The sequence below is a fragment of the Acinetobacter bouvetii DSM 14964 = CIP 107468 genome (genome assembly GCF_000368865.1).
GTDB lineage: Bacteria > Pseudomonadota > Gammaproteobacteria > Pseudomonadales > Moraxellaceae > Acinetobacter > Acinetobacter bouvetii.
In genome coordinates this window covers 325811-349852 of sequence record NZ_KB849725.1, presented here as the reverse complement: position 1 = coordinate 349852, position 24042 = coordinate 325811, and the positions used below count along the sequence as shown (strand labels likewise).

The 24042-nt window shown below is 49.2% G+C and carries 15 protein-coding genes; 9 read left to right on the top strand and 6 right to left on the bottom strand.

Annotated features, from left to right (window positions below; all coding sequences use genetic code 11):
* Positions 1-71: 71 nt before the first annotated feature.
* The 9 genes from F941_RS01635 to F941_RS01595 all read left to right on the top strand — a co-directional run bounded on the left by F941_RS01635 (position 72) and on the right by F941_RS01595 (position 9065).
* Positions 72-2294 (top strand): primosomal protein N', encoded by a 2223-nt coding sequence (locus tag F941_RS01635; protein ID WP_005007081.1) that lies wholly within the window; start codon positions 72-74, stop codon positions 2292-2294.
* Between the two features lie 67 nt (positions 2295-2361).
* Complete coding sequence (locus F941_RS01630) at positions 2362-4206, top strand: monovalent cation:proton antiporter-2 (CPA2) family protein (protein WP_005007076.1); 1845 nt, start codon at positions 2362-2364, stop codon at positions 4204-4206.
* A 50-nt stretch (positions 4207-4256) separates the two neighbouring features.
* Positions 4257-5132 carry an Hsp33 family molecular chaperone HslO gene (gene hslO, locus F941_RS01625; RefSeq protein ID WP_005007075.1) on the top strand — a complete coding sequence of 292 codons (876 nt, stop codon included), beginning with the start codon at positions 4257-4259 and terminating at the stop codon, positions 5130-5132.
* Positions 5133-5366: 234 nt separating this feature from the next.
* The gene (locus F941_RS01620) at positions 5367-5819 is read left to right on the top strand and encodes a DUF2147 domain-containing protein (protein ID WP_005007072.1); all 453 of its coding nucleotides are present in this window, start codon (positions 5367-5369) and stop codon (positions 5817-5819) included.
* Between the two features lie 310 nt (positions 5820-6129).
* Positions 6130-6588: a DUF2147 domain-containing protein gene (locus tag F941_RS01615; RefSeq protein WP_005007071.1), complete on the top strand. Its 459-nt coding sequence runs from the start codon at positions 6130-6132 to the stop codon at positions 6586-6588.
* A gap of 174 nt (positions 6589-6762) precedes the next feature.
* Positions 6763-7227: a DUF2147 domain-containing protein gene (locus F941_RS01610; RefSeq protein WP_005007069.1), complete on the top strand. Its 465-nt coding sequence runs from the start codon at positions 6763-6765 to the stop codon at positions 7225-7227.
* A 162-nt stretch (positions 7228-7389) separates the two neighbouring features.
* On the top strand, positions 7390-8364 hold the full coding sequence (locus F941_RS01605; protein WP_005007067.1) for a DnaJ C-terminal domain-containing protein: 975 nt from the start codon (positions 7390-7392) through the stop codon (positions 8362-8364).
* Between the two features lie 11 nt (positions 8365-8375).
* The gene (locus tag F941_RS01600; protein WP_005007066.1) at positions 8376-8714 is read left to right on the top strand and encodes a chaperone modulator CbpM; all 339 of its coding nucleotides are present in this window, start codon (positions 8376-8378) and stop codon (positions 8712-8714) included.
* An 84-nt stretch (positions 8715-8798) separates the two neighbouring features.
* Positions 8799-9065, top strand: a complete 267-nt coding sequence (locus F941_RS01595; protein WP_005007065.1) for an HP1242/YdcH family protein — start codon at positions 8799-8801, stop codon at positions 9063-9065.
* Between the two features lie 228 nt (positions 9066-9293).
* Here the strand turns inward: F941_RS01595 and F941_RS01590 are convergent, their stop codons facing one another.
* The 6 genes from F941_RS01590 to F941_RS01560 all read right to left on the bottom strand — a co-directional run bounded on the left by F941_RS01590 (position 9294) and on the right by F941_RS01560 (position 23916).
* A complete protein-coding gene (locus tag F941_RS01590; protein ID WP_005007062.1) occupies positions 9294-10532 on the bottom strand; it encodes a magnesium transporter CorA family protein in 1239 nt (412 codons plus the stop codon).
* A 100-nt stretch (positions 10533-10632) separates the two neighbouring features.
* Entirely contained in the window at positions 10633-12720 is a 2088-nt protein-coding gene (pnp, locus tag F941_RS01585) for a polyribonucleotide nucleotidyltransferase (protein ID WP_018572722.1), read from the bottom strand.
* Between the two features lie 270 nt (positions 12721-12990).
* A complete protein-coding gene (rpsO, locus tag F941_RS01580) occupies positions 12991-13260 on the bottom strand; it encodes a 30S ribosomal protein S15 (RefSeq protein WP_005007057.1) in 270 nt (89 codons plus the stop codon).
* Between the two features lie 879 nt (positions 13261-14139).
* Positions 14140-15867 (bottom strand): exodeoxyribonuclease V subunit alpha, encoded by a 1728-nt coding sequence (recD, locus tag F941_RS01570; protein ID WP_051065817.1) that lies wholly within the window; start codon positions 15865-15867, stop codon positions 14140-14142.
* An 89-nt stretch (positions 15868-15956) separates the two neighbouring features.
* A complete protein-coding gene (locus F941_RS01565; RefSeq protein WP_005007053.1) occupies positions 15957-20093 on the bottom strand; it encodes a UvrD-helicase domain-containing protein in 4137 nt (1378 codons plus the stop codon).
* Positions 20083-23916, bottom strand: coding sequence for an exodeoxyribonuclease V subunit gamma (locus F941_RS01560; RefSeq protein WP_005007052.1), 3834 nt, complete (start codon positions 23914-23916; stop codon positions 20083-20085). The genes F941_RS01565 and F941_RS01560 overlap by 11 nt, the downstream gene beginning before the upstream one ends.
* Between the last annotated feature and the right edge of the window lie 126 nt (positions 23917-24042).

Here is a 24042-nt window from a genome sequence, read left to right as displayed (position 1 = left end):
TTATTTGCTCACTCTAACATAACTCTGCTTCGATCACGACGAAATTTAAAACAGGATGACATCAGCTTTTTATGCAAGTTTCAGCCCCTGCCCCAAACACGGTTTACCGGGTCCGCGTTGCCGTTCCAGTCTATCTGTATGACTGTTTTGACTATAGCCTGAGCTTCGAACAATACCAGCAGGCGCAAATTGGCGCACGGGTGGCCATATCATTTGGCCGGCAGAATTTAATCGGGGTGATCACAGATAAGCTGGCGCCGGATGCGCCGCTGGACCCCTCAATCAAACTCAAAGCCATTACTGAATTGCTGGATGATCAGGCCATTTTAGACGGCAAAGTTTTAAGTTTGCTGACATGGGCTTCGCAATATTATCAATTTCCCATTGGCGAAGTCATTCAAAGCGCTTTGCCTGCGCTGCTGCGCCAAGGCAAGCCCTATAATTTATTGGCGCGCACATGGAAACTGCTGGATGATGATGCCGAGAGCAAAATTAAGCGCTCAGAACGGCAGCAGGAAGCCTATAAAGTATTAAAGCTGCACCCTTCAGGCACGGCAGAAAATTTGCTGAATTTAGCCGGTGTTGAAACAGCAACATTAAAAGCGCTGGAGAAAAAAGGCATTTGCGAATGCGTACTGGACGCGCAGGATTTCAGCCCCATGCCGGTCAGCATGGCGCAGATGCCCCTGACCGCAAATCCAGACCAGAAAAAAGCCATTGAAAGCATCCTGAAAGCGCGTAAAAAATATCAAGCCTTTCTACTGGATGGCTTAACCGGCAGCGGCAAAACCGAAGTCTATCTGCAAGTGATGCAGGACGTGCTGAAGCAAGGCAAGCAGGTGCTGGTTCTGGTGCCTGAAATTGGCCTGACGCCGCAAACCATCAGCCGCTTTCAGTCCCGCTTTCACTGCAATATTGCCCTGCTGCATTCCGGCTTAAATGACTCCAAGCGGCTGCAGGCCTGGCAAGCGGCGCAAACGGGCAAAGCCTCGATTATTTTAGGCACCCGCTCAGCCATCTTTACCCCGCTGCCGAATTTAGGACTGATCGTTTTAGATGAGGAGCATGACCTGTCCTTTAAGCAGCAGGAAGGCTTCCGCTACCATGCGCGGGATATTGCACTGTACCGCGGCCATCTGGAACAGTGTCCCGTGGTGCTGGGATCGGCTACGCCCAGCATCGACAGCTACGCGCTGGTGCAGAATGGCAAAATGAGCTGTTTGGAGCTGAATCAGCGCGCAGGCTCCGCACTGATGCCGAAGATTCATATTCTGGATTTAAAAGTAGCGCAGAAGCAGCACGGCATCAGCCAAATGCTGCTGGAAGAAATGAAAAAGCGCCTGGACAAAAAAGAACAGGTGCTGGTGTTTTTAAACCGGCGCGGCTATGCGCCGGTGCTGATTTGCGAAAGCTGCGCCTGGCAGGCCAAATGCCCGCACTGCGATGCCAACTTTACCGTGCACCGTACGCCTTATCAGCATTTGCACTGCCACCACTGCGGCACCATTCACCGCATGCCCAGCCATTGCCCGCAGTGCAGCCATACAGAATTGAAATCGATTGGCATGGGCACCGCCAAGGTTGAAGACAGCCTGAATGAACTGTTTCCTGATTATGATGTGATCCGGGTTGACCGCGATTCAACCAGCCGCGTCGGCAGCTGGCAGAAGATTTACGATAAAATTCAAAAGAGCGAGCCTGCAATTTTACTGGGAACACAAATGCTGGCCAAAGGCCATCACTTCCCGTATGTGACTTTGGGGGCGATTTTAGACATCGACTCCGGGCTGCTGAGCGTCGACTTCCGCGCGACGGAACGCACTGCGCAGCTGGTGGTGCAAGTGGCGGGACGCGCGGGGCGCGGTGAGCGCAAAGGCGACGTCTATCTGCAGACCCTGCGTCCAGAGCATCCGCTGCTGAATACACTGGTGCAGGAAGACTACCGCCAGTTTGCCAAGCAGACGCTGAAAGAGCGCCAAGCTGCGCTGATGCCGCCGTTCCGTTATGCCGCGCTGATCCGCTGCGAATCGAAAGATCAAAAACTGAACACAGATTTTTTACAGCAGCATGCCCAGCTTTTAAGGCAAAATTCGGAACATAGCGTAGACATCTGGGGTCCGATTCCAGCGCCGATGGAACGCAAGGCCGGACGCTATCAGTCCCATATGGTGCTGCTGTCCGCAGACCGCGCCAGGCTGCATTTCTATATCCGGCACTGGTGGCTGAATATGCTTCATCAGAAGCCTTCCACTATGAAACTGAGTTTAGACATTGACCCGCAGGAACTGAGTTAAAGCTGTTTTAACCCCTCAGCCCTTTCACGGCATACTGCACAGAAAGAAACAGAACTAGGATGGACACATGCCACTACTGCTGCAAATCACCATTTTTTTAGGCGCCTCGCTGCTGCTGGTGCCCTTGCTGAAGCGTTTTGGCATCGCAACCGTATTGGGCTATTTATTTACCGGCATGCTGCTGGGGCCGAATGTGCTGAATATTGCCAGCGATGCCGTGGCGATTCAGGAACTGGGCGATTTCGGCGTGATTCTGCTGATGTTTATTATTGGACTGGAACTGCGTCCGCAGCGCCTGTGGGAAATGCGCCACTCCATCTTTGTCATGGGCAGCCTGCAGGTCGGCATTTCAGGCATCCTGCTGGCAGTAATCTGTTTCTTTGCCCTGCAGCAAAGCATTGCCGCCAGTACTGTGATTGGCTTTGCGCTGGCGTTATCATCCACAGCATTTATCCTGCAGCTCTTGACGGAAAAACAGCAGCTGAACACCACCTTCGGCCAGCAGTCTTTTTCCATTCTGCTGTTTCAGGATATGGCCGCCATTCCATTAATTGCCATTATTCCGCTGCTCGCCGGCACAGAATCCACCCATCACGGCGTTGCCTACTTTGCTGCGATAGTCGCCACATTTACCGGGCTGTTTCTGTTCAGCCGCTACCTGATGCGGCCCTTTTTCCGTTTTGTCGCCAAAAGCGGCGCGCATGAACTGATCACGGCTGTTGGCCTATTCATTATTTTGGGCGTCGTAGGGCTGATGGATGTGCTTGGCATCAGCACCACCTTAGGCGCCTTCCTTACAGGGGTATTGCTAGCCGATTCCGAATTCCGCCATGAGCTGGAAGCCAGCATTGCCCCCTTCAAGGGATTGCTGCTTGGCCTGTTCTTTATGACTGTCGGCATGACCACCAAGCTGTCGCTGTTTATTGATATGCCGATGCTGATCATTGGCGGCGCATTAGTGCTGATGCTGGTCAAAATGCTGGCGCTGACCGCCATTGCCCGCTATTTCCGCCAGTCATGGCGCAACAGCCTGATGCTGGCGGCCTGCCTGGCGCAAGGCGGTGAATTTGCCTTTGTGGTGCTGAGCGTAGCGGTCAGTGAAAAAGTGCTGACCCAAGCCATGATGGAGCCTCTGACCTTAATGGTGACCTTATCCATGGTGCTGACGCCGGTGATTTATTGGCTGATGAATTCAGTGATTTCACCGCGCCTGCAAAAAAGCGATGCAGCGCCCGAATATGACGATATCCCGGATCATCATCCGCCGATTATCATTGCCGGCTTTGGCCGCTTTGGACAAATTATTGCCCGTGTCGCGCATATTCAGCACCAGCCTTTTACTGCGGTTGACAGCAACTTGGATAAAGTCGATTTTGTGCGCACCTATGGCGGCAAGCTTTACTACGGCGATGCCGCTCAGCCGGATATTCTGCGCGCTGCCGGCATTGAGCATGCCAAAGTCTTTGTTTTGGCCATTGATGACATTGAAGATTCCATGAATATTGCGCGCCATATCCGCTTGAATTATCCCAACTTGAAGCTGCTGGTGCGCGCCCGCGACCGCCATCATGTCCATCTGCTGCGCGATATCGGCGTCGAGCATATTTGGCGTGAAACTTATCTGTCTTCACTGGGAATGGCCTACCACCTGCTGCGGGATGTTGGCGTCAGTGAAGATGACGCTTATAAAAGCATCGAGCTGTTCCGCAATTTTGATGAAGCCCTGCTTTCCCAGCAGCAGCATATTTATACCGATGAGCAGAAAGTTTACGAAACACATCGTAACGCTTTAGCGGAACTGGAACATTTATTTGAAAGTGATACGCAAATCCGCCAGCCCCATACCGGTGTAGATTTGCAGCGTGAACTGAGGCGTGACCGCATTGATGTTACAAGAGATGATCTTGAATGACTTGTGTTTTACAATAGTGTCACCATTAAGGCAGGGTTATGGAGAATTTTATGTCTGATTTACGCCAACGCTTTTTTATTGAAGATAGCCCTGTACGCGGTGAAGTTGTTCACCTTGAGGAAGCTCTGCAAACCATTTTGGCGCAGCGCAGCTATGCCCCTGCCGTACAAATTTTATTGGGTGAAATGCTGAGCGCGACCGCGCTGCTGGCCAGCACATTAAAAATCAAAGGCCGAATCAGCTTGCAAATTCAGGCATCCGGCACATTCAAATGGGGCATGGCGGAATGCAATCACTTAGGTGAAGTCCGCGCCTTAGCAGACTATGAGGAAGATCCGCATTTTCTGCAGGCGGAAAGCAGCAGCACAGTATTAAAAACACTGCAGAATCCAGTGCTTTTTATCAATATCGAACCTGAATTCGGTGAACGCTATCAAGGGATTGTGCCTTTGGACCAGCCGACTTTAGCCGGCTGCTTGATGCAGTATTATGACCTGTCCGCACAAATTCCAACCCGCATTGTGCTGGCAAGCACAGCGCAGCGCTCAGGCGGCCTGCTGATTCAGCTCCTGCCGCGCAACAGTGAAGAAGAACAGCGCCGTGTCGATGAAGACCTGTGGCCGCGCTTAACCATGCTGACCGAAACATTGAAAGCGGAAGAATTAACCGAGCTGGACACCAGTGAAATTCTGTACCGCTTATACAATGAAGAAGACGTCCGGCTGCCGGAAGCCGAAAATTTGCATTTTGGCTGCACCTGCTCGAAGGAGCGCTGTGCAAATGCATTGATGCAGATTGGCGCGGCGGCTGTCCGTGAAACGCTGGAACATCAAAATCCGATCAGCATGGATTGCCAATTTTGCAATGCGCATTACAGCTTTACAGCAGAAGAAGCGCTGGGCTTATTTGGCGAGCACCTCAGTTAAAAAAACGACTAAAAAAAGCATCCTAAATGGATGCTTTTTTTATGCAAAAAACAGTCAGCAGATGAACTCCATGCCGCTGCTCTCAGGCGCATTCTAAAACCGTTGAAAAATAGATGAATAAACTTGCTATCCGCGGCTGATCTTGTAAAATTTGCGCGGAAATAAAGCCATAACAGCAATAAAAGCTTTAATTTTCAAATCATAAAAAAATGAAAAAACAATTGGAAACTCCATATGAATCAAAAGTTCTTCTTCAGCCTATTCGCTTTTTTCACCTTCAGCCTGCAAGTGCAGGCAGCCGATATTAGCGGAACATGGAAAACCATTGACGACAAAACCGGCTATGCCCGCGCTGAAGTGAAAATCAGCAGACTCAAAGATGGACGCTATGCCGGAAAAATTGTCAAAATTCATGCCATTCCCAACCGTCCGGCCATCAGCCATTGTGCAAAGTGCGAAGGCAAACTTAAAAATGCGCCATTGCTGGGCCTGTCTATCCTGTCTGGTTTTGAACACAGCAGCGAAAAGGCCAATGAATACATTAATGGCACAATTATAGACCCTCTGTCAGGCAACACCTATCAGAGCAAAGGCCAATTGAATGCCCGCGGCAATGTTTTGACCCTGCGCGGCTATGTAGGAACTACGCTGCTGGGCAGAACCGTCTCTTGGATTCGTATCGACTGATCAGCCATTTCTTGCTGACGCTTAGGCTGCTGCATTTTTTACAGCGCTTAGGCAAGCAGTCAACAGATTCATCTCAATCCATGAATCGCATGTTCCACATCTATCCCATTGCTATTTTTTAGCCATGCTTTTTCTGCCTAAGCATATACAGCGATTTACTCCACCTTTACACCAATAAGTCGCAATACATTGAAATAATTTAGCTTTATTTAAAAATAGCACTAGAAATCAAACTATATTTCACTATATATTAAATCCTTATTTTTTTTATGCCTTTTAATTTAACGGTTTATAGTTTGAGCTTATTTTCATGAAATTTAATTTAATTACTGCCCTCTTTCTCAGTCTTTACAGCTTCAGCTTTGCTGCATGGGCTGCAACCGACCCTTTGCTCGGAACATGGAAAACGATTGATGACCGTACAGGCTACTCGCTATCCGATGTCGTGATCAGCAAGGATAAAAATAATCAGTATTCCGCCAAAATTGTCAGTACTCGTTCAGTTCCTGGAACCGCTGCGCAGGACACCTGTATCAAATGCGCAGGCGCTCAGAAAAATATGCCCGTGATTGGCATGACCATGCTGTCAGGTTTAAGCGCCGATCCAGCGCATCAGCATGAATATACCGGCGGAAAAATGCTGGATCTGAATTCCGGCCAGCACTCTGCAGCGCGCGCCCGCCTCATGAACAGCGGCAAACATTTGCTGATCCATAGCCGGGCTGATGGCGCTGCAGTTGGCCGCAATTTAACGTGGGTCAAATACTGAACCGGATTGAATGCGCCAGATTTTTAGATAAAAGCCTGCCGGATTGAGGAAAAAATCACAAAAATGCCAGGACCGTGATGAAATTATCAATTTATCCATTTGATTTTTAAAAAAATTACTATAGATTAGTGCATCTGCTCTAAAATCAATTATAAATTTGTTATGGGGAAAAGCATGCAGGGTCTTTATAAAAGTCTACTGACTGGATTATTTTTATCTTCAGTTTCTATGTTCAGCATGGCTGTCACTCATGATCCGCTGATCGGAAAATGGAAAACCATTGATGACCGTTCAGGATATTCCCGGGCTGATGTAGAAATACGCAAAAAACCGGATGGAACTTATGAAGGCGTTATTGTTGAAACCCGCAGTCTGCCTGGCGCTGAAAAAGCCGTCTATTGCTCAAATTGTCCTGGCGCTCTGAAAGGCAAGCCATTTATCGGCCTGCCGTTCGTATGGGGATTTAAAGCCAGTGAAAATAATCCCAATGAATTTGTAGACGGCAAAGTACTGGATCCGATCGGCGGCAAAATTTATAAAGGCAAGGCAAAACTGAATGCAACAGGAAAGCGCCTGACATTGCGCGGCTATATTGGCATTTCTGTTATTGGCCGCAGCGTGACATGGGTTAAATATTAATACTTTGACAGCATTTAAAAAAAGGCCTCAAATTAGAGGCTTTTTTTTATTATTCATACTTTGAAACAATATGCATCAAATAAACACTGTTTCATTTCTATGAACTCTGCTTAATATTGATTAAAAGATTATCAATATTAAGCAGAGTTCATAGTAGAGAATATGGCAAAAAATTATTATGAGGTGCTTGGCATACCGCGTGATGCTTCACAGGATCAACTGAAAAAAGCCTACCGAAAACTGGCGCGGAAGTATCATCCGGATGTAAGCAAAGAAACCGATGCCGAAACCCGCATGCAGGAAATAAATGTCGCTTATGACACCTTAAGCAATGAAGAAAAAAAGCAGGAGTATGACTTTCAGCTGGATCATCCTGAAGGCTTTGGCCAATTTGGCGGTCAAGCTGAACGCAGCGGTTCCGGTTTTGATGATTCACAATTTTACCGCTACAGTTCCAGTCAAAATGGCCAGCAGGCAGATTTCAGCGGATTTGAAGATCTGTTTGGCCGCTTTGGCTCCGGTTTTGGCGGCGGCCATAGCCAGTATCAGCAGAGCCGCCGGACCAAGCAGCCGTATAAAGGCGAAGACCAGCACGCCAGTATCGAGGTTGATTTAGACATTGCCTACACAGGCGCCACCCAGAATATTACCCTGCAGATTCCAACTTTAAATGCTTATGGGGAACCTGAAGTACAGCGCAAAACGCTGCAGGTTAAAATTCCAAAAGGCTTAAAGGATGGCCAGCAAATCCGCCTCAGCGGTCAAGGCCAGTCTGGCATCAATGGCGGCACCAATGGTGACCTGTATATTGAAGTGCATTACCGCAGCAGTCCGCGGCTGCACGCCGAAGGCGCAGATGTGTATATGACTGTTGATGTAGCGCCATGGGAAGCCGCTCTGGGGGAAAGCATTCAAGTCAGAACCTTGGATGGCGGTACAGTTCAGGTCAATTTGCCGAAAAATGCAAAAACAGGCCAGCAGCTGCGCCTTAAAGATAAAGGGATACCAAATAAAACATCCGGTCATTTGTATTTGGTATTAAATATAGTAACCCCTCCTGCTCAAAGTGCGGAAGAGCAGCAGGCATATAAGGCATTTGCTGAAGCATTTCAGCAATTTAAGCCTAGACAGCCTTAAGGAGTACCCTCATGACAACAATTTATTACCGTGAAATTGTATCTGACGGCTGCGAACAGACTGAAATTGTCGATGAACAGCGCAGTTTTGACTTGCAGCATTTCGCCCAAGCCTGCGGACAAAGCCCAGAATGGGTGCTGCAGCTGCTGGAGTACGATATTTTGCCGAACCGGCCTGACAGCCGCGTGCACCAGTTTTTTGGCGATGATATTTCCCGCGCGCGGCGCGCATACCGTTTACAGCGGGACTTTGATGCCAGCTTTACGGCAGTGGCCATGATGCTGGATTTAATTGATGAAGTACAGAACTTGCGACGTCAAGTCAAACATCAGCAATTCCAGCCCCACTAATCTATTCTGATCTCTTCCCCAGCAGCCGCGCTGCTGGGGAAGCTGGATATTTTTTTCATTTATCTGAGAGAACTGTTCAAGCTTATGAAAACCAAAGAATGCAATAAAAAGATTAAAAATATGTTTCCTGAGTTTAAGGAATTGATACAAAAACTCCGTGAGGACAATCCGCATTTCGCTCATCTTTTTGAGCGGCATGAAGAATTGGATCAGGAGATTTGCCAGCTGGAGCAAGACCCTGTCAACTTGATCAATATTGATATTGAGAGCTTAAAGCGGAAAAAACTGAAACTGAAAGATGAAATATACCGGCTGCTGAAGCAGACACAAAACGGCAATTTTGCATTTTAATCCCTTATCTGCACAGTTCCGGCAACACTCTGCATGGCGCCTAGCCTTGATCGTGATGTGCATTTCCGGCACAAAATTACAGTGCGGCTCGGGAAATGAAAAGGCCGTAATCATCTGCATGCAAACTGACCTCCCAAGGAAACGGCCCAGCCATGAACATTTCTGCTGCCGCAGCAGCATTTAAGATCGTGATTGCACGGAACAGTGAGGCAAATCCAGTGACTGGCTTTATTTGATCCTTGTCAGCTTTTCCACCTCTTTTAGCGTGCCTTTTACAGTCTGCTTCAGAGGCTCATAATCTAAAAACCAGAATAAGCTTAAATGCTGATCTTGATTTTGCTGCGCCAGCATATCAATAACGCTCTTCTCGCCCCGGCCAACCATATGCCTGCGGTAAAAATAGTAAATCAGCAATACCGTGGTGATCAGCATAATGCCCAGCATAATCCAAAAGCCCCGTTCGTATTTCAGCCCCGGAATAAACTCAAAATTCATGCCGTATATCCCTGTCAGCAAAGTCAGCGGCGCAAAAACTGCGGTAATAATCGCAAGAATACGCATATTTTCATTGGTCTGATTCGCAATGGCTGAAAAATGCAGATCAATCGCCGCCTGTACAGCCCCCCGCAGCCGAATCGTATGCTTCTGAATCCGTTCGATATGGCTGCTTAAATCATCCATCCGCACCAGCATAATATCTTGCCGTTCTGTTTTCTTTTTACCTTTTAAATGCGGGTAATTATCGACAATTTCATCACGCAGCTCCTGCAGGCACTCAATCTGCTCTTCGCAGAGATTCTCAACTTGCTGGAATGCCATGTTTTCCTGCAGCAGCTGTTGCCATTTGCTGAACCGGCGGTGGCCCTGCAGCAGTTCCTGCTGCCAGTATTCTACACGGCGGGTTAATGGCATGCGCAAATCCAAATAGCCATCCACCATGCTGTTCAGCAGCCGCAGCGTAAGATCAAGGGTTGTCAGCGGCAGTTTTTTAGTTTTATTCTGCTCATCTATATTGCGGGCTAAAATGGCATTGATTCGCTGCAGATAATTTTCTACCTCCTTGTTGCCTTTTTCCCGAACGGTAATCAGCGCCTGCGGCGTCATAATAAAGCTGATGGGCGTTGTAGCCAGCCCAAAAACACGCTCATGCTGCTCTAAAGCCTTTGCACCCGTTTTAATGTCATCGTCAGGGGTAATCAGTTTCCTGAACACCAGCAGATCATAATCATCCATGGTGTCAAAAGAGCATGGGTGCTCTAAATTGAGAATATCTTTAAGGTGATATTCATTCAGCCACACAGAGGCCTGTTCAGCAATTTCCTGCTGCCACGCTTCAGCGCGGTTCACAACATCTTCACGGGTGCAGTCTATCCAGATAAATTCAGGTTCTGCTGATGCATCTAAGCAGCCTTTCTGCACATAGATATGCTTGTCCGCCGGCTGCTGAAAAAATGAATAAATTTGCATGGACCCAATTCTTATTTGTCTTTCCTCCCCTGCATCATGCCATAAAAAAAACCTGCATCAAGCAGGCTTTTTTATATTACAAATTCAAAACATCAGGCAATTAAGCTTGTTCAATGTCTTTCATTGTCAATTTAATACGGCCGCGGTTGTCAACATCCGCAACTTGTACTTTCACTTCTTGACCTTCTTTCAATACGTCTGAAACGTTCGCAATGCGCTCATTCGAGATTTGAGAGATGTGAAGCAAGCCGTCAGTACCCGGAAGAATATTTACAAACGCACCGAATTCAACAATACGGATCACTTTACCGACATACAGTGTGCCTGGTTCAATTTCAGCAGTCAGCGCTTGGATTTTCGCTACAGCAGCTGAAGCAGCCGCTTTAGTTTCACCAAATACGCGGACTGTGCCGTTGTCTTCAATGTCAATCGCCGCTTTAGTTTCTTCAGTGATCGCGCGGATAGTTGCGCCGCCTTTACCAATCACATCACGGATCTTGTCCGGGTTGATGTTGATCACCTGGAATGTCGGCGCGAACATTGAAATTTCAGGGCGAGCGCGTGAAATGACTTGGTTCATTTCATTCAGGATGTGCATACGGCCAGCATACGCTTGGTTTAATGCAGACTCCATGATCTCTTCAGTAATCCCTTCGATCTTGATGTCCATTTGAAGCGCAGTAATACCGTTGGCAGAACCTGCTACTTTAAAGTCCATGTCGCCAAGGTGGTCTTCGTCACCCAAGATGTCAGAAAGAACTGCAAAACGCTCGCCTTCTTTTACTAGACCCATTGCGATACCCGCAACTGGTGCTTTAAGTGGAACACCTGCATCCATAAGTGATAGTGAAGCACCGCATACAGAAGCCATTGAAGATGAACCGTTTGATTCTGTGATGTCAGAAACGATACGGATCACGTACGGGAAGCGGTCAGCTGCAGGAAGAACTGCTTGAACACCACGGCGTGCTAGACGACCGTGACCGATTTCACGGCGCTTAGGACCAGACTCACGGCCAGTTTCACCTACAGAGTATGCAGGGAAGTTGTAGTGAAGCATGAAGTTATCAGTTTTTGTACCTGCAAGGGTATCAACCATCAACGCATCACGTGTATTACCCAAAGTTGTTGTTACCAACGCCTGAGTTTCACCGCGTGTGAATAATGCAGAACCGTGAGCACGGTCTAATACGCCAACTTGTACGTCAATTGCGCGGACAGTTTTAGTATCACGGCCGTCAATACGCGGTTTGCCAGACAAGATGTTGTCACGAACTGTACGGTATTTCAGGTCTTCGAATAATTCGTTAACTTCATCAGCAATGCCAGTTTCGTCATTTTCAGGAACGAATTGAGCCAATGCTTCTTCTTGAAGCGCATCAAGCGCAGCATAACGATCATGCTTAACAGCGATGGTGTATGCTTCAGAAATTTTCGCTTCGAATGCAGCCTTCAGCTTGCCAAGAAGCTCTTCATTTTTAACTGGGGCAACCCAAGTTGACTCAACTGCGCCAGCAGCTGCAGCAAATTCTTTGATCGCTTGGATCGCGATTTGCATTTCGTCATGACCGAACAATACAGCGCCCAGCATTTGGTCTTCTGATAGTTCTTTCGCTTCAGACTCAACCATCAATACTGCAGATTCTGTACCTGCAACCACAAGGTCAAGATCAGATTCTTTTAACTGTTCGTGGTTCGGGTTCAGGATGTATTCGCCGTTGATCAAACCAACACGCGCGCCGCCGATTGGACCGCGGAACGGTGTGCCAGCAATAGACATTGCTGCAGATGTACCTAACATTGCAGCAATGTCAGCATCCATAGTTTTGTCAGAAGAAATAACAGTTGCTGTAACTTGGATTTCGTTGAAGTAACCTTCTGGGAACAACGGACGGATTGGACGGTCAATCAGACGTGAAATTAAAGTTTCAGCTTCAGACGCACGGCCTTCACGCTTACCGTAACCGCCAGGGATACGGCCAGCAGCATATTGTTTTTCTTGATAGTTAACAGTCAATGGGAAGAAGTCTTGACCTGCTTTTGCTTTTGGTTGAGCAACAACAGCAACAAGTACTTGTACGCCGCCCATTGTAATCACAACAGTGTTTGCTTGACGTGCAACACGGCCTGTTTCCAGCACAACATTGTGCTGACCGAATTGAAATTCTTTACGAATAATATTAAACATCGACATGTTTTATTTTTTCCTAGTTCTTGTGAACAATTATTCTAGTGGAGACCCCTAAGGTTTGGCATTCACTCAGCTAAAACTAGCCCGCAACATAAATGACAAAGCTTAGAAGCCGACCTCACTAGAGACATTAAATACACATTTAAGACACAAAGAAGGAGCGAATCATCGCCCCTTCCCCATTATCCAACCAAGGTTGGATAGACTTTAGATTTCAGTATTACGGCATTCGACATGCAATAGTCCGAAAATCAAAGTTTAATCGAATTAACGACGTAAACCTAAAGCAGCAATCAAAGCGCTGTAACGAGTAGCGTCTTTACCTTTAAGGTAGTCAAGAAGCTTACGACGTTGGTTAACCATACGGATAAGACCGCGGCGGCTATGATGGTCGTGTTTGTGTTCTTTGAAGTGACCTTGCAAATCATTGATTTGAGCAGTCAAAAGAGCTACTTGAACTTCTGGTGAACCAGTGTCGTTTTCAGCGCGAGCGAATTTTGCAACGATCTCTGCGCGATCTGCGTTTGTTAAAGCCATTCGATTTCTCCGAGATGCTTATAAATTACATTTGATACAAATCAAACTGATTCTTCAAAATCAATTTGACTGCCGTGCATCACTACAGCAAGTGCATTATATTAAGGGAAAAACGGCCCGATTGCAAAAATACATCGCCGCAATTTCAATAAAGTTTCATGGCAATTTAATAAAAATCTTGAACCGTGCAGCTGATCAATCTCCGTTCAATTTTTTTATTCAATAAATTTCAATTGACTGCATATTTTCTGCCACGGCAGGCCAGATTAGACTCTATTCATGCCCCCTCATTGAAAAAAGTATGGTTTCAGCCATGGTTATTATTCAGACGCTGGTATTTTTTGCCAATATAAACACACAACTCTTGCTCAGAATAGAAAAAGCCCGAGCAGAGCTCGGGCTTTTTTGCGCTGTAGTTTCTTCTTTTTTCATTATAATTTTATTATTTATTGTGTTTTTGTGCGCTTTCCGCGTCTTTTAAACAAACATTCCATGTTTTAACTAGCATTTCCCTATGTGGTACATTTTGCCACAAAACTGCTGTTTAAAAAGCCGCCTTTTTCGCATCTATTTGTAAGCTTTTTCTTACAGCAAATCCGCCATTTCTTGATTTTTCATGCATTCAACCCCTCAAACAGCATAAAAAAGCCCTGCAGTCTCTCCCAAAACTGCAAGGCTTAGCGGCTGTAAGTTTCCTCTTTACTTACTTCACTGTAAGTTCGCTGTCTGATGACGTTATTATTATTTTTTTGCGATTGTACTCAACATTCCATATCGAGCGTTTTATTGTGTGAAGTCATCTTCTCAGAAACCGAATCAAAGCTCTATGCGCAAATCTCTCGAAATGATGTAAGAAATTACTTACACGAATATGTCACATTATTGGCATAATGTTCCAAGTTTTTGAGCAATTTGACCGGATAACCCGCTTCTTCTCGCAGTTTTGACCGTCATGGCCGCAGCCAGTGCAGAGGGCGCTGCTAAAAGGCTGACGGCTTTTTTTGCCCGGGTAATGGCTGTATAAATCAATTCCTTGCTCAGCAATTGCAGCGCATTGGCATCCAGCACCACTGCTGTATGCTTGAATTCAGAACCTTGTGATTTATGAATGGTCATGGCATACGCTGTTTCGATATTTTTCGGCAGCCGCGCCGCCGCTACCCATTTCTGCAGACTGGGAAAATACACAGAAAACTGCACTTTTCCAGCCTGCCTCCGGCCAAAGCAAATGCCGATATCGCCATTAGACAGCCCCAGCTGATAATCATTGTAAGTCATCATCACTGGCCGGCCAGTATACCATTCCCCTGTTTTAGCCTGAGCGGTTTGCTTTAAGATGCGTGCTTCCATCTGTTCATTCAGCGCCGTCAGCCCCAAATAGCCATGACGCACAGCGGCCAAAATCCGGTAATCGTCAAAATGATGAATGACTGCGCCTATCGGCGGCGCATCACTGTCTGAAGCCAAATATTCATCCAGGGCCGAAGCATAAGCCTTAAATCCCAGCATCAGCTGATCATAATAGGCGGCCCAATCCATCTGAATCTGATGGCCTTGCCCTTCTTCAGGCAGATACTGCAGCTGAACCACATCCTGCATATCCGGAGTCAGCGTGACCGCCTGCAAAGCGCCGGCTGGCGCAATCTCCTGCTCAAAACGCGCGAGCACCTCTTGCTCAGATGCATTCTGCTGAATAAAAGCCGCCATGCGCCCAATCAGCTTTTCACCATCAAAACGGTGACTGGTAATGAGGTTAATCCTATTTGAAGCAAGCTCTGGCACCTGCTGCAAATCCGCCAGCACAGCGCCGACATCAACCGAAGCCAGCTGATTGGCATCTCCCAGCAGAATCAGGCGGGTTTCTGGCGCTATAGCGGCAAACAGCATCTGCGCCAAATTCAAATCCAGCATCGAAGCCTCATCCACTACAATGACATCAAAAGGCAACGGGCGTTTCGCATGAAAACGCGGACGCTGATCCTCACCTAAGCCCAGCAGTCGGTGAATCGTAATGGGCATCAGGCGTGTCAGATTCTCACTGACCAAATCCTGCAGCTTGGCATCATCAAAAGAGTTCTGCAGCGCTTCTTTCATGCGCTGCGCAGCCTTGCCGGTCGGCGCGGCCATGGCGATGCGGATGCCGGGGTTCAGCTGATTCATCACGGCAATAATTCGCGCCAAGGTGTACGTTTTTCCAGTGCCCGGTCCGCCGGTAATGATGCTGAGCGCATTTGCAGCCACCATTTGCAGCGCGCGCTGCTGCTGCGCATCGGTCAGCAGCGCCATATGCTGCTCTGTCAATTGCGCAGTTTGAATATTCTGCCGCTTCAACTGCGCAGCCGCCTGCGCCAGCTGATGTTCCAAAGCCCAGTAACGGTATAAATATAGATGCTGGCCGTCAAAGATAAAAGGCGCAATCACTTGAGCAGCAGCCTGCTCTGCACCAATGCTCAAACCCTGCAGCTGCAGCGCTTGAGATTCAGCGCACTGGATACAGCTGTCACCCTGTTCAATCGCTTGAAAAACCTGCTGCAGCAGCAATGCTGCCGGCTCTTGCGCATCCTCTGAAATGCGCAGCGAAATCAAGCTATTGATCCAAGCCTGCATATTCAAGCGTTTAGGTGAATTTTCCACAAGCTTATCCTCAGTATTATCCACAAGGTAATACGTTGTTTAATTGTTCTTTTTTAAATAATTCAGGAAGTTTCATACAGCTTATCCGCATGCAAATAGCCCAAAATATGGTCCAGCTGCAGAATAAAATCCGCATCCGGCTGCCAATGGCAAATGCCATAATCCGGCGCGGCGCACATCCCTCTTAAATATAAATAGCTGGCGCCGCCTAAATGCTGATGAATATCGTAGCCCTGCAAATTCACGCTTAAATAGCGGTGCAGCGCAGCTAAATACAACGCGGCCTGCAGCCAATAGCTGGATTGGCTCATGCTGCTCTTCACCTCACTCAGCGCATAGTGCTGTTCGGTTTTGCCCAAAAAATTGCTTTTATAATCGGCAATATGATAGCGCTGACCGTCAAAGTAGACCAAATCGATTGCGCCCGTCAGATAGCGTGCAGAATTGGCTTCATTTAAGGCCTCAATCTGAATGCCCTGTTCCTTAAACAGGCGCTGGATTTTCCGGATTTGCACGGGCTGGTCAGACAGCGCCAAGTGGAAAGGAAATTCCGGCAAATGGCTGTTGGCAGGCAAGCGGCTGAGGCTGAAATCTGCATGCAAAGGCGTCTTGGCAACATCATGTATCCATTGGATCATCAAGACATACAGGATTTCATTCTGCATGCTTTCAACCAATGCGCCAAAGCCCATATCCACATAGCTCTGCAGGCTTCTGGCTTCATACGCAGGCGCCTCTTTCAACGGCGCTTTCACTTGCTGCGCATTGAGCGCATGCGCTGTCTGCTGCAGGCGGTGCATTAAGTCATCTGCATGAACCGATTGAAACTCGCCGCTTAAGTCCCGCAGCAGCGCCAAGAGCTGTTCAGGCTGATAGTGTTCTGAATTTTTGAACATTTCAACCCGCTGCGGACTGATCTGCTCACTGGCGGCAATCCGCTGCATCAGCAGATGGTTAAACTCCATGAATGCGCCGCGGACCCATTTATGCTGCTCATGCGATGCAACCTGCACCCCGAACAGCTGCTGGACTTGCTGATAAAGCGGCTGAACCGCTTGGACATAACTGGATTTCCATGCCTGCGCAAAGGTTTTCCAAATAGAGAAACTTTCCTGCATTTTCAAACGCAGTTCAATCAGCAGCTGCGGACCGTCATTTTTAAAGCGGCGCAGCACTTCCAGCTTCCAGCCTGCGGCATCCTGAAAATCAATCTGCTCATAAATACTGTGCAGGAAGGTTCCCGCCACCGTGCCTTTGGGAAACTGCTGCTTAATCCAGTCGATTTCACGGGCCGGCAATTCCGCTTCTGTGACATGATCTGTTTCATCATCTGCACTGTCTTCAGCAACGGGTTGAAGCGCCAGCTGATCCTGCGGCAGCTGGCGGTAGGCCAAATGCTGTGACAGCCCGGTAAAACTGGTATTGCCGCGCGGATAAAAACGCGCTTCAGGCAAAGGCAAGGCATCTAAAACCAGTTCAGCCTGCGCCGCGGCATGCAAAGCCGCAGGGCTGTCTGCGATCAGGCTTTCTATCGCGCAATGCGGATGCTGAAAACTGAACTCACCTTGCCCGGCCCAAAACGGCAGGCTGTACAGCGATTTATGATCCTGCGTTCTGAGCACGGCATAAATGCGGTGACTGGCGCGGGTCAGCGCGACATACCATAGGCGGTGCTGCTCAGCATGCCGCCGCTCATCATGCTGCCGCTTTTTCAGCTCATCGGCAGCCCCTCCGCCAATATCAATGACTCGGCGCTTTTCGCAATGCGCATCCTGCTGTACATCTTCATAGGAGAAGATCAGCGAATTATCCTCTTTCGGCTTGCCGTCCGCATTCAGCAAAAAGACTATCTTGAATTCCAGCCCTTTCGACTGGTGGATAGTCATCAGCTTGACGCCTTCGGCATTGGTTAATGGGCGTTCAAGCTCCCATTCATGACCTTTAGGCGCTTTCAGCTGCTTTAAGTACCAATGAAATAAATGCTGCGCGCCCTGCAGCTGCTCACTTTGATCACTCAAGATTTCAGTCAAATGGCGCAGATTGACCACATCCCGTTCATTTTCACGGCTATGCAGCGCGACAATGCGTTCCCAAATTTTGAAATAGTTCAGACAGTAATGCCAAGCCGGCAAAAAGCCCTGATTCAGCCATAACTCACGGATATGATCAAACTGGGCAATATAATGGCTCAGGTCTGCAGTCTGCGAATCGGCGCGCCACAAATCATTCAGCTTTAAGCCCAGCAGGCGCCCCAGCAAAGCGCGTTTCACTTTGGCTTCCTGATACGGCGACAGCGCGGCCGCCAATACGGCACCCACATCCTGCGCAATCGCGCTGCTGAAGACACTGCGTTTGGCTGCCCGGTTGACACGGATGCCTAGTGACAGCAATGCCTGCTGCACCGCATTTAATGCGCTGTGATTCGTGGCCAGCACAGCAATATCATTATCGCTTAATGGCTGTTTTTCAGCAGTAGGCTCTGCGGATTTTGGCTCGGTAAAATACAGTTCCTGCTGCGCCGACTGCTGCAGCAAATGCTGAATTTTCCATGCCACCTGCTCGGCTTCCTGCTCTTTATTTTCCAATTGCAGCCAGCGCAGCGGCACAGGGTTAATCTGCCCTTGATCATGCAAATCTGCATGCTCTGCGCCTGCGGTAATCGGCACATAGCGGACATCTTCGCCAAAATCCATTTGCCGCTGGAACAAGGCATCCACAGCGTCCACCAAAGGCGCAATGGAACGGAAATTTTTCTTAAGCTGGTAAAAACTGCCCTGCTTGCGGTACACATCCTCACGCGCTTTTAAAAACGTCAGCATGTCGCCGCCGCGGAAACCGTAAATGGCCTGCTTGCGGTCACCCACCATAATCATGCAGCCCTGCTTCACCCGCGCTGGATGACGCCAGATTTCCGCCAGCATGGTGTCTTGATCCAAGTTGGTGTCCTGAAACTCATCTACCAGAATCAACGGATAGCGCGCATGCACAAAAGCCGAAAATTGATTGCCCTGCTCGCCTTGCAGCGCTTCCGACAAGGTTCGGATCTGCTGCGCAAAAGTAGTTTCGCCTTTGCTCTGCAGCACTTGCGGCAAGCGGTATTTGACTTCTGTAGCAATATGGTATTTCAGGTAAAGATCCAAACCGTCTAAATCGGCAGAGGCCTGCTTCACCGCCTCCAGCAATGCCTGCACCGCCGCCAAAACAGGATGGCGCAGCAAAGCGTCCACTTCAGCATCATCAATTTTCTTTTTGCCAGTCGCGCTGCGCGGGTCAGGCTTTTTGATAAACGCCTGCAGCTGGTTAAACGCTTCGGGCGCTTGTCCATTCACCAGCACTTGCGCACCCTGCTGCTGTATTTTTTCCAATGCTGCAGGCAATTGCCTCAGAACCTCCACAATTGAAAATTTGGACCATGGCTGATTCATCAGCTTGGCATACGCGCCCTCTGGGGTGAAATTTTCGAGCGCCGATAAATCCTCCAGCGGCAGCTGCGCCAAGGCCTCTGCCGCCTGCTCTACCACAGCCAGAGAGAATGCGGGCGCAGGGACAGGATTCAGTTTTGCCGAGCTGAAATTTAAACTTTTTTCGATCAGCTCCGCATAAGCTTCGACAGATTTCAGCTGCCTGCGCTGCAGCAGAATGTTTACAGCGGCCTGCGGCTGGTTCTGCACCCATTCCCGCAAAATGTCATGCACCAGCTGCTGTACATACATTTTGTCATCATGGCTAATGTCTGCGCGCTCAATCTTGCCGCTTTCAAAGGCAAACTCACGCAGCAGGGTTTGGCTGAAACTGTCTAAGGTGCCCACAAACAACTCATCCAGCTGATCCAGCACCAGCTGCAGGCGCTCGCAGGCATAGCCGATTTGATTGGCGTTGCGCTCCAGCACCGCCTGCACCAGTTCATCTTTTTCCAGTTTTGCGCGGGCTTCAATATTGGCCGGCAGTTCACTGCGCAGGCTTTCCAGCAGCTGCAGAATGCCATACAGGCGCTGGCGGATCCGGCTTTTCAGCTCAGCCGCCGCCTTGCGGGTAAAGGTGGTGGCAATGACTTGGCGCGGCAGATATTTTTCCAGCAGAATGCGCACCATCAAACTGGATAAAGTAAACGTTTTGCCTGTGCCTGCGGAAGCCTCTATCCAATGCAGGCCATGAAACTGCATGCTGCTGATCGGGTTTTCAATTTCCTTAATCTGCATGCGCTTGCTCCGCAGTTTGATGACTGTAAACCGGCTGATACAGCGCATAAGCAAACTGCTCACAGCTTTGCGTCAGCCGCCGCACGCTGTCCTGATCACGCAGAATAAACGCCCAGTCGGCATGCGCCTGATTGGCTTCATCCTGCCGGATGTCAAAGGCGGCAAAATCGCCGGGATCCATCCATTTAGAAATCAATTTATCGAACTGATTCAAGACCAGAACACCGCGTTCATTCTCCTGCCATTTCACTTCCTGCTCTTCACCCTTTTTGCCTTCCAGCAGGATCAATGCGCTATTTTTATCTGTGGCCAGCATCAGGGCAGCCGGCAGAACCAGAGGCTGCTGCTGTCCATAGCGCCATGCCTGCATCCAGCGCGCCAAATGTACACGGGCATCTTCTGGGCCAACCCCTGAACAGCGGATCGTCACATCATTGCAGACTTCTATGCGTTCATAATTCAGCAGCGGCGCATCGGCAGGCAACGCCGCCAGCCACAGCAGATATTCCAGCCAAATTTGCGCACGGCGCTTGCCGCGGGCGCTGGACGGCGTCATGCTCACCCATTGCGGCACAGGGGCTTCAGGCAGGCTGATTTGCATCAGCGTCTGCGCGTCAATTTTCAGCTGGCGCTGCGTCACCGCAGTCAATACCGGCTGTTCCGCCTGCATCACCTCTTTCACCCGCTGCCACAGCTGCTCATGCTGCAGCTGGCTCACCGACCACGCCGCCTCTTTAAATTTGCCGACTGGCAGTTGATCCAAGAGCAGTTCCGGCTGCGCCGCCTCGAGAGATGACGTTTTTAAGGACTGATCCTGCAGGAAATGCCGCACCGCATACTGTTCCAGCCCATTCAGCAGCAGCGGCTCATCGGTTGCCAAACCGTCTTCTGCTTTTAAATTGCTGATGCCTAACGTCTTTAAATACAGCTCGGCAGGAAAGGTCATTTGCTTAATCCACTGCGCACTGTCTAACAGCACTTCAGCTGGCGCCAGCACAGCGGCTGCCTGCGCTGCCCAAGGCTGCCGCGCGCCTTGCGCCTGCTGCAGCTGCTGCGCCACATGAAACCAGTGGTCCTGATAGCGGATTTTGCGGCCAGAGCGCTCCGCATCAAAGCCCTGCAGCTCAAAGGGCTGCAGCTCATGCACACTGTATAACGCCTGCAGATTTGCAGGCACTTCAATATCGCCTTCAATTTTAGCCAAGACAGGTAAATTTGGATTGGCGCTGCTGCCCTGCACAATCAGCGCCAAATGGCGGATAAACTCCTGCACCACGCTGGACGGCTCACGGACCTCGCCGTCATTGATATCAAAACCGTTATAAAACAGCCATAGACTGTCTTGCGCCAGCAGCAAAGCATCCAGAAATGCGCCCTGGTCATCTTCCAAGCGCGAACGGTCGCCCAAATGCGGCTTCAGCAGATCCATCAGGTCAAAAGGCAAATGCGACTGCCGGCTAGGGAACTGCCCGCTGTCCAGATTCAGCATGACTATCAGCTTATAGGGCACAGGGCGGATTTGCCCAATCTGGCTAAAGGTGATCTGACCCGATGGCACAGCCTGATCCATCTGGGCATCCAAAATGCTTTGAATTTCCTGCAGCACATAGGGCAACGGCAATTGCATATCTTTCAGCACATCACTCTGCGCTTCAGCAGCGCCGTCTTCTTCTTGATAATAGGACAGCGTGAGCATGGTGATTTGCTTGCGGATGGCATCGCGGACCGGCTTCAGCACAGTCACGCCCTGTTTCTGATAGCGCTCCAAATCACGCAGCAGCAAGTGCAGCCATTCTTCAACATTGCGCAGCTGCCCCATTTCATGTTCCACAATCCAGTGCCTGCGCTCGGCAAAATCCTGATAAATCTCAATGAGAATATTCACCAGTTCAAAATCATCACGGCGCACAAAAGCATAGCTTAAGGTGTCATCCCACAGCGCATGCTCTGCAACAGCCACACCCAGCGCCAGACGGTCCAAGGCAAATTTAAAGCTGTAGCGGAAATCGGTGTCATTCGGCGCGAGGGTGCGGCGCAAATGCTCCTCATCCAGTCCGCGTTTAAATTTCGCCTCACTGAGCAGCTCAATCATCCGCGCCGTCTGTTCGGCATTGAGGCCATAGCGGATTTGCGCTGCGCTTAAATTCAGCCAGTCCGCAAAATCCTCTAAACTAAAGCGCCCTTGCGGCAGCTGAATCGGCCCCAGCACCGCCTGCCATGCATTCTGTGCATCCAAGGGCGCGACACCGGCGATTTTAACCGGCAAGTACACACTGTCTTTGCGCACGGCTTCAGCCTGCGCCTGATCATCAAAAAAATGTTCCCTTGGCGGCGGCGCAAATACGCTGCGGATCAACGGCTCTAAATCTTTTAAATCAGGGCTTAACACCAAAATATCATTCGGTGAACGCGGCCGTTCTTCACTGCCCTGCGACAGCCAATAGGTCAGCTGATCTTTCAGCACCTCCAGCTGACGCAGCGCAGAATGGCAGACATGAATGCGGATGGAATCATCCTGTTCATTTAAAGCAAAACTGCCCTGTTCAGGTTCAGCCAAATTCAAAATGTCATATTGCACTTTGCCCAGCAAATGATCCTGATAATCCGCAGGAAACTGATCTTCCCATTCCTCGCCATTTTCACCGGCCGCCAAATTCACCAGCAGCGAAAAATGATCGCGCGCCTGCTTGCCGAAGCGGGTCAGCAGCGGATGGCGCGACTCTTTCATCTGGCCGTATTCCAGTGTGTATTTTTCGAAAAAGGCCTCTATTTGCTGATCGCTGGCTTGCGGATGCTTATCCTTAAAGCGCTGTTTCAGCTTGACGTCATACTGCTTTTTCCAGTTGGCATCGACGGTATCCGCCCAATACTCCTGTGACGGATTGAAATGCAGAATCAGCACATCGATGTACTGCCCCAAACGGCGCAGAAAGGCCAGCTGGCTGGGCGGAAGATCCAGCACGGTAAACAGCGTGACCTGTTTCGGCAGCTTGGCTAAAGCCGCAGCGCGGGTTTCAGGATGATCCATGATGGCCCAGAAATCATCATCAATGCCCTGCATCAATTCAAAATCGGCATGGAACTCGCGGTGCCACAGCCAGCGCTGCCACTGTTCCAGTTTTTTAGCCTGATCCTTAGCAAAATCTGAAACCTGACGCTGCTGCGCCAGCTGCTCTTTCGAATCCAGCCCAGGAAAAGCTGTTTGCACGCTGAAAAATTGCTGATCTAAATCCAAAGGCTGATTTTGCCCCCAGTCTTTCAGCCAGTTGCTGCTGCAGTCACAGGCCTGCCCTGCCGCATGCTGTTTAAAGCAGTGGCCGCGGTATTCCATATAATTGCTGAATAAGCGCGAAACCTGCTCAGATACCCAATACAGCATGCCCTGCTTTTTCAGCTGCTGTTCGGTGCCGCTGCTTAAGCGGGAAGCGCTGTCATAAATGCGCTGAATGATGCTGTGCAGCGGATGATCAAGCGCCAGCGGGTTTTCTGCAGCCTGAAGAAATGCTTTTAAAACCTGATACGTGCGCCATTTAATAATCATGCGCGGAATATTGGCTTTACGGACTTTTTCTTTATTGTCCAGCACCGCCTGATAGGCAAACCATTGAAAGGCACGGATCCGCTGATGAAATAAGCGGTTGGCGCTGATGCCCTGATGTTCCGAGAGCCTGACTGTCAGCCACGCCTGCACGGCGGCAGAAGGCACAATAAAATGCTGCGTTTTCAGGGCCTCGAAAGGATTGGCAGATGGCTGATGGCCGGCGCGCAGCATTTCTTGCAGCAAAACCTCTATGCGCTGACTCTGAATCACATGAATGGCCATCTTTTCCTTATTTCCTTCCGTTCAGACTACAAAACCACAAAGATTATTGACTATACTTCCGCAGCTGTCTATGCGAATTTGACAGTCAAATGCAGTTTAAAAAACACTTTGAAACAAGTATCTTAG

Bases quoted from the DNA above. Each gene is read 5' to 3' on its own strand.
- F941_RS01635 (WP_005007081.1), top strand. From the start codon at position 72: ATGCAAGTTTCAGCCCCTGCCCCAAACACGGTTTACCGGGTCCGCGTT.
- F941_RS01630 (WP_005007076.1), top strand. From the start codon at position 2,362: ATGCCACTACTGCTGCAAATCACCATTTTTTTAGGCGCCTCGCTGCTG.
- hslO (WP_005007075.1), top strand. From the start codon at position 4,257: ATGTCTGATTTACGCCAACGCTTTTTTATTGAAGATAGCCCTGTACGC.
- F941_RS01620 (WP_005007072.1), top strand. From the start codon at position 5,367: ATGAATCAAAAGTTCTTCTTCAGCCTATTCGCTTTTTTCACCTTCAGC.
- F941_RS01615 (WP_005007071.1), top strand. From the start codon at position 6,130: ATGAAATTTAATTTAATTACTGCCCTCTTTCTCAGTCTTTACAGCTTC.
- F941_RS01610 (WP_005007069.1), top strand. From the start codon at position 6,763: ATGCAGGGTCTTTATAAAAGTCTACTGACTGGATTATTTTTATCTTCA.
- F941_RS01605 (WP_005007067.1), top strand. From the start codon at position 7,390: ATGGCAAAAAATTATTATGAGGTGCTTGGCATACCGCGTGATGCTTCA.
- F941_RS01600 (WP_005007066.1), top strand. From the start codon at position 8,376: ATGACAACAATTTATTACCGTGAAATTGTATCTGACGGCTGCGAACAG.
- F941_RS01595 (WP_005007065.1), top strand. From the start codon at position 8,799: ATGAAAACCAAAGAATGCAATAAAAAGATTAAAAATATGTTTCCTGAG.
- F941_RS01590 (WP_005007062.1), bottom strand. From the start codon at position 10,532: ATGCAAATTTATTCATTTTTTCAGCAGCCGGCGGACAAGCATATCTAT.
- pnp (WP_018572722.1), bottom strand. From the start codon at position 12,720: ATGTTTAATATTATTCGTAAAGAATTTCAATTCGGTCAGCACAATGTT.
- rpsO (WP_005007057.1), bottom strand. From the start codon at position 13,260: ATGGCTTTAACAAACGCAGATCGCGCAGAGATCGTTGCAAAATTCGCT.
- recD (WP_051065817.1), bottom strand. From the start codon at position 15,867: ATGCAGGCTTGGATCAATAGCTTGATTTCGCTGCGCATTTCAGAGGAT.
- F941_RS01565 (WP_005007053.1), bottom strand. From the start codon at position 20,093: ATGCAGATTAAGGAAATTGAAAACCCGATCAGCAGCATGCAGTTTCAT.
- F941_RS01560 (WP_005007052.1), bottom strand. From the start codon at position 23,916: ATGGCCATTCATGTGATTCAGAGTCAGCGCATAGAGGTTTTGCTGCAA.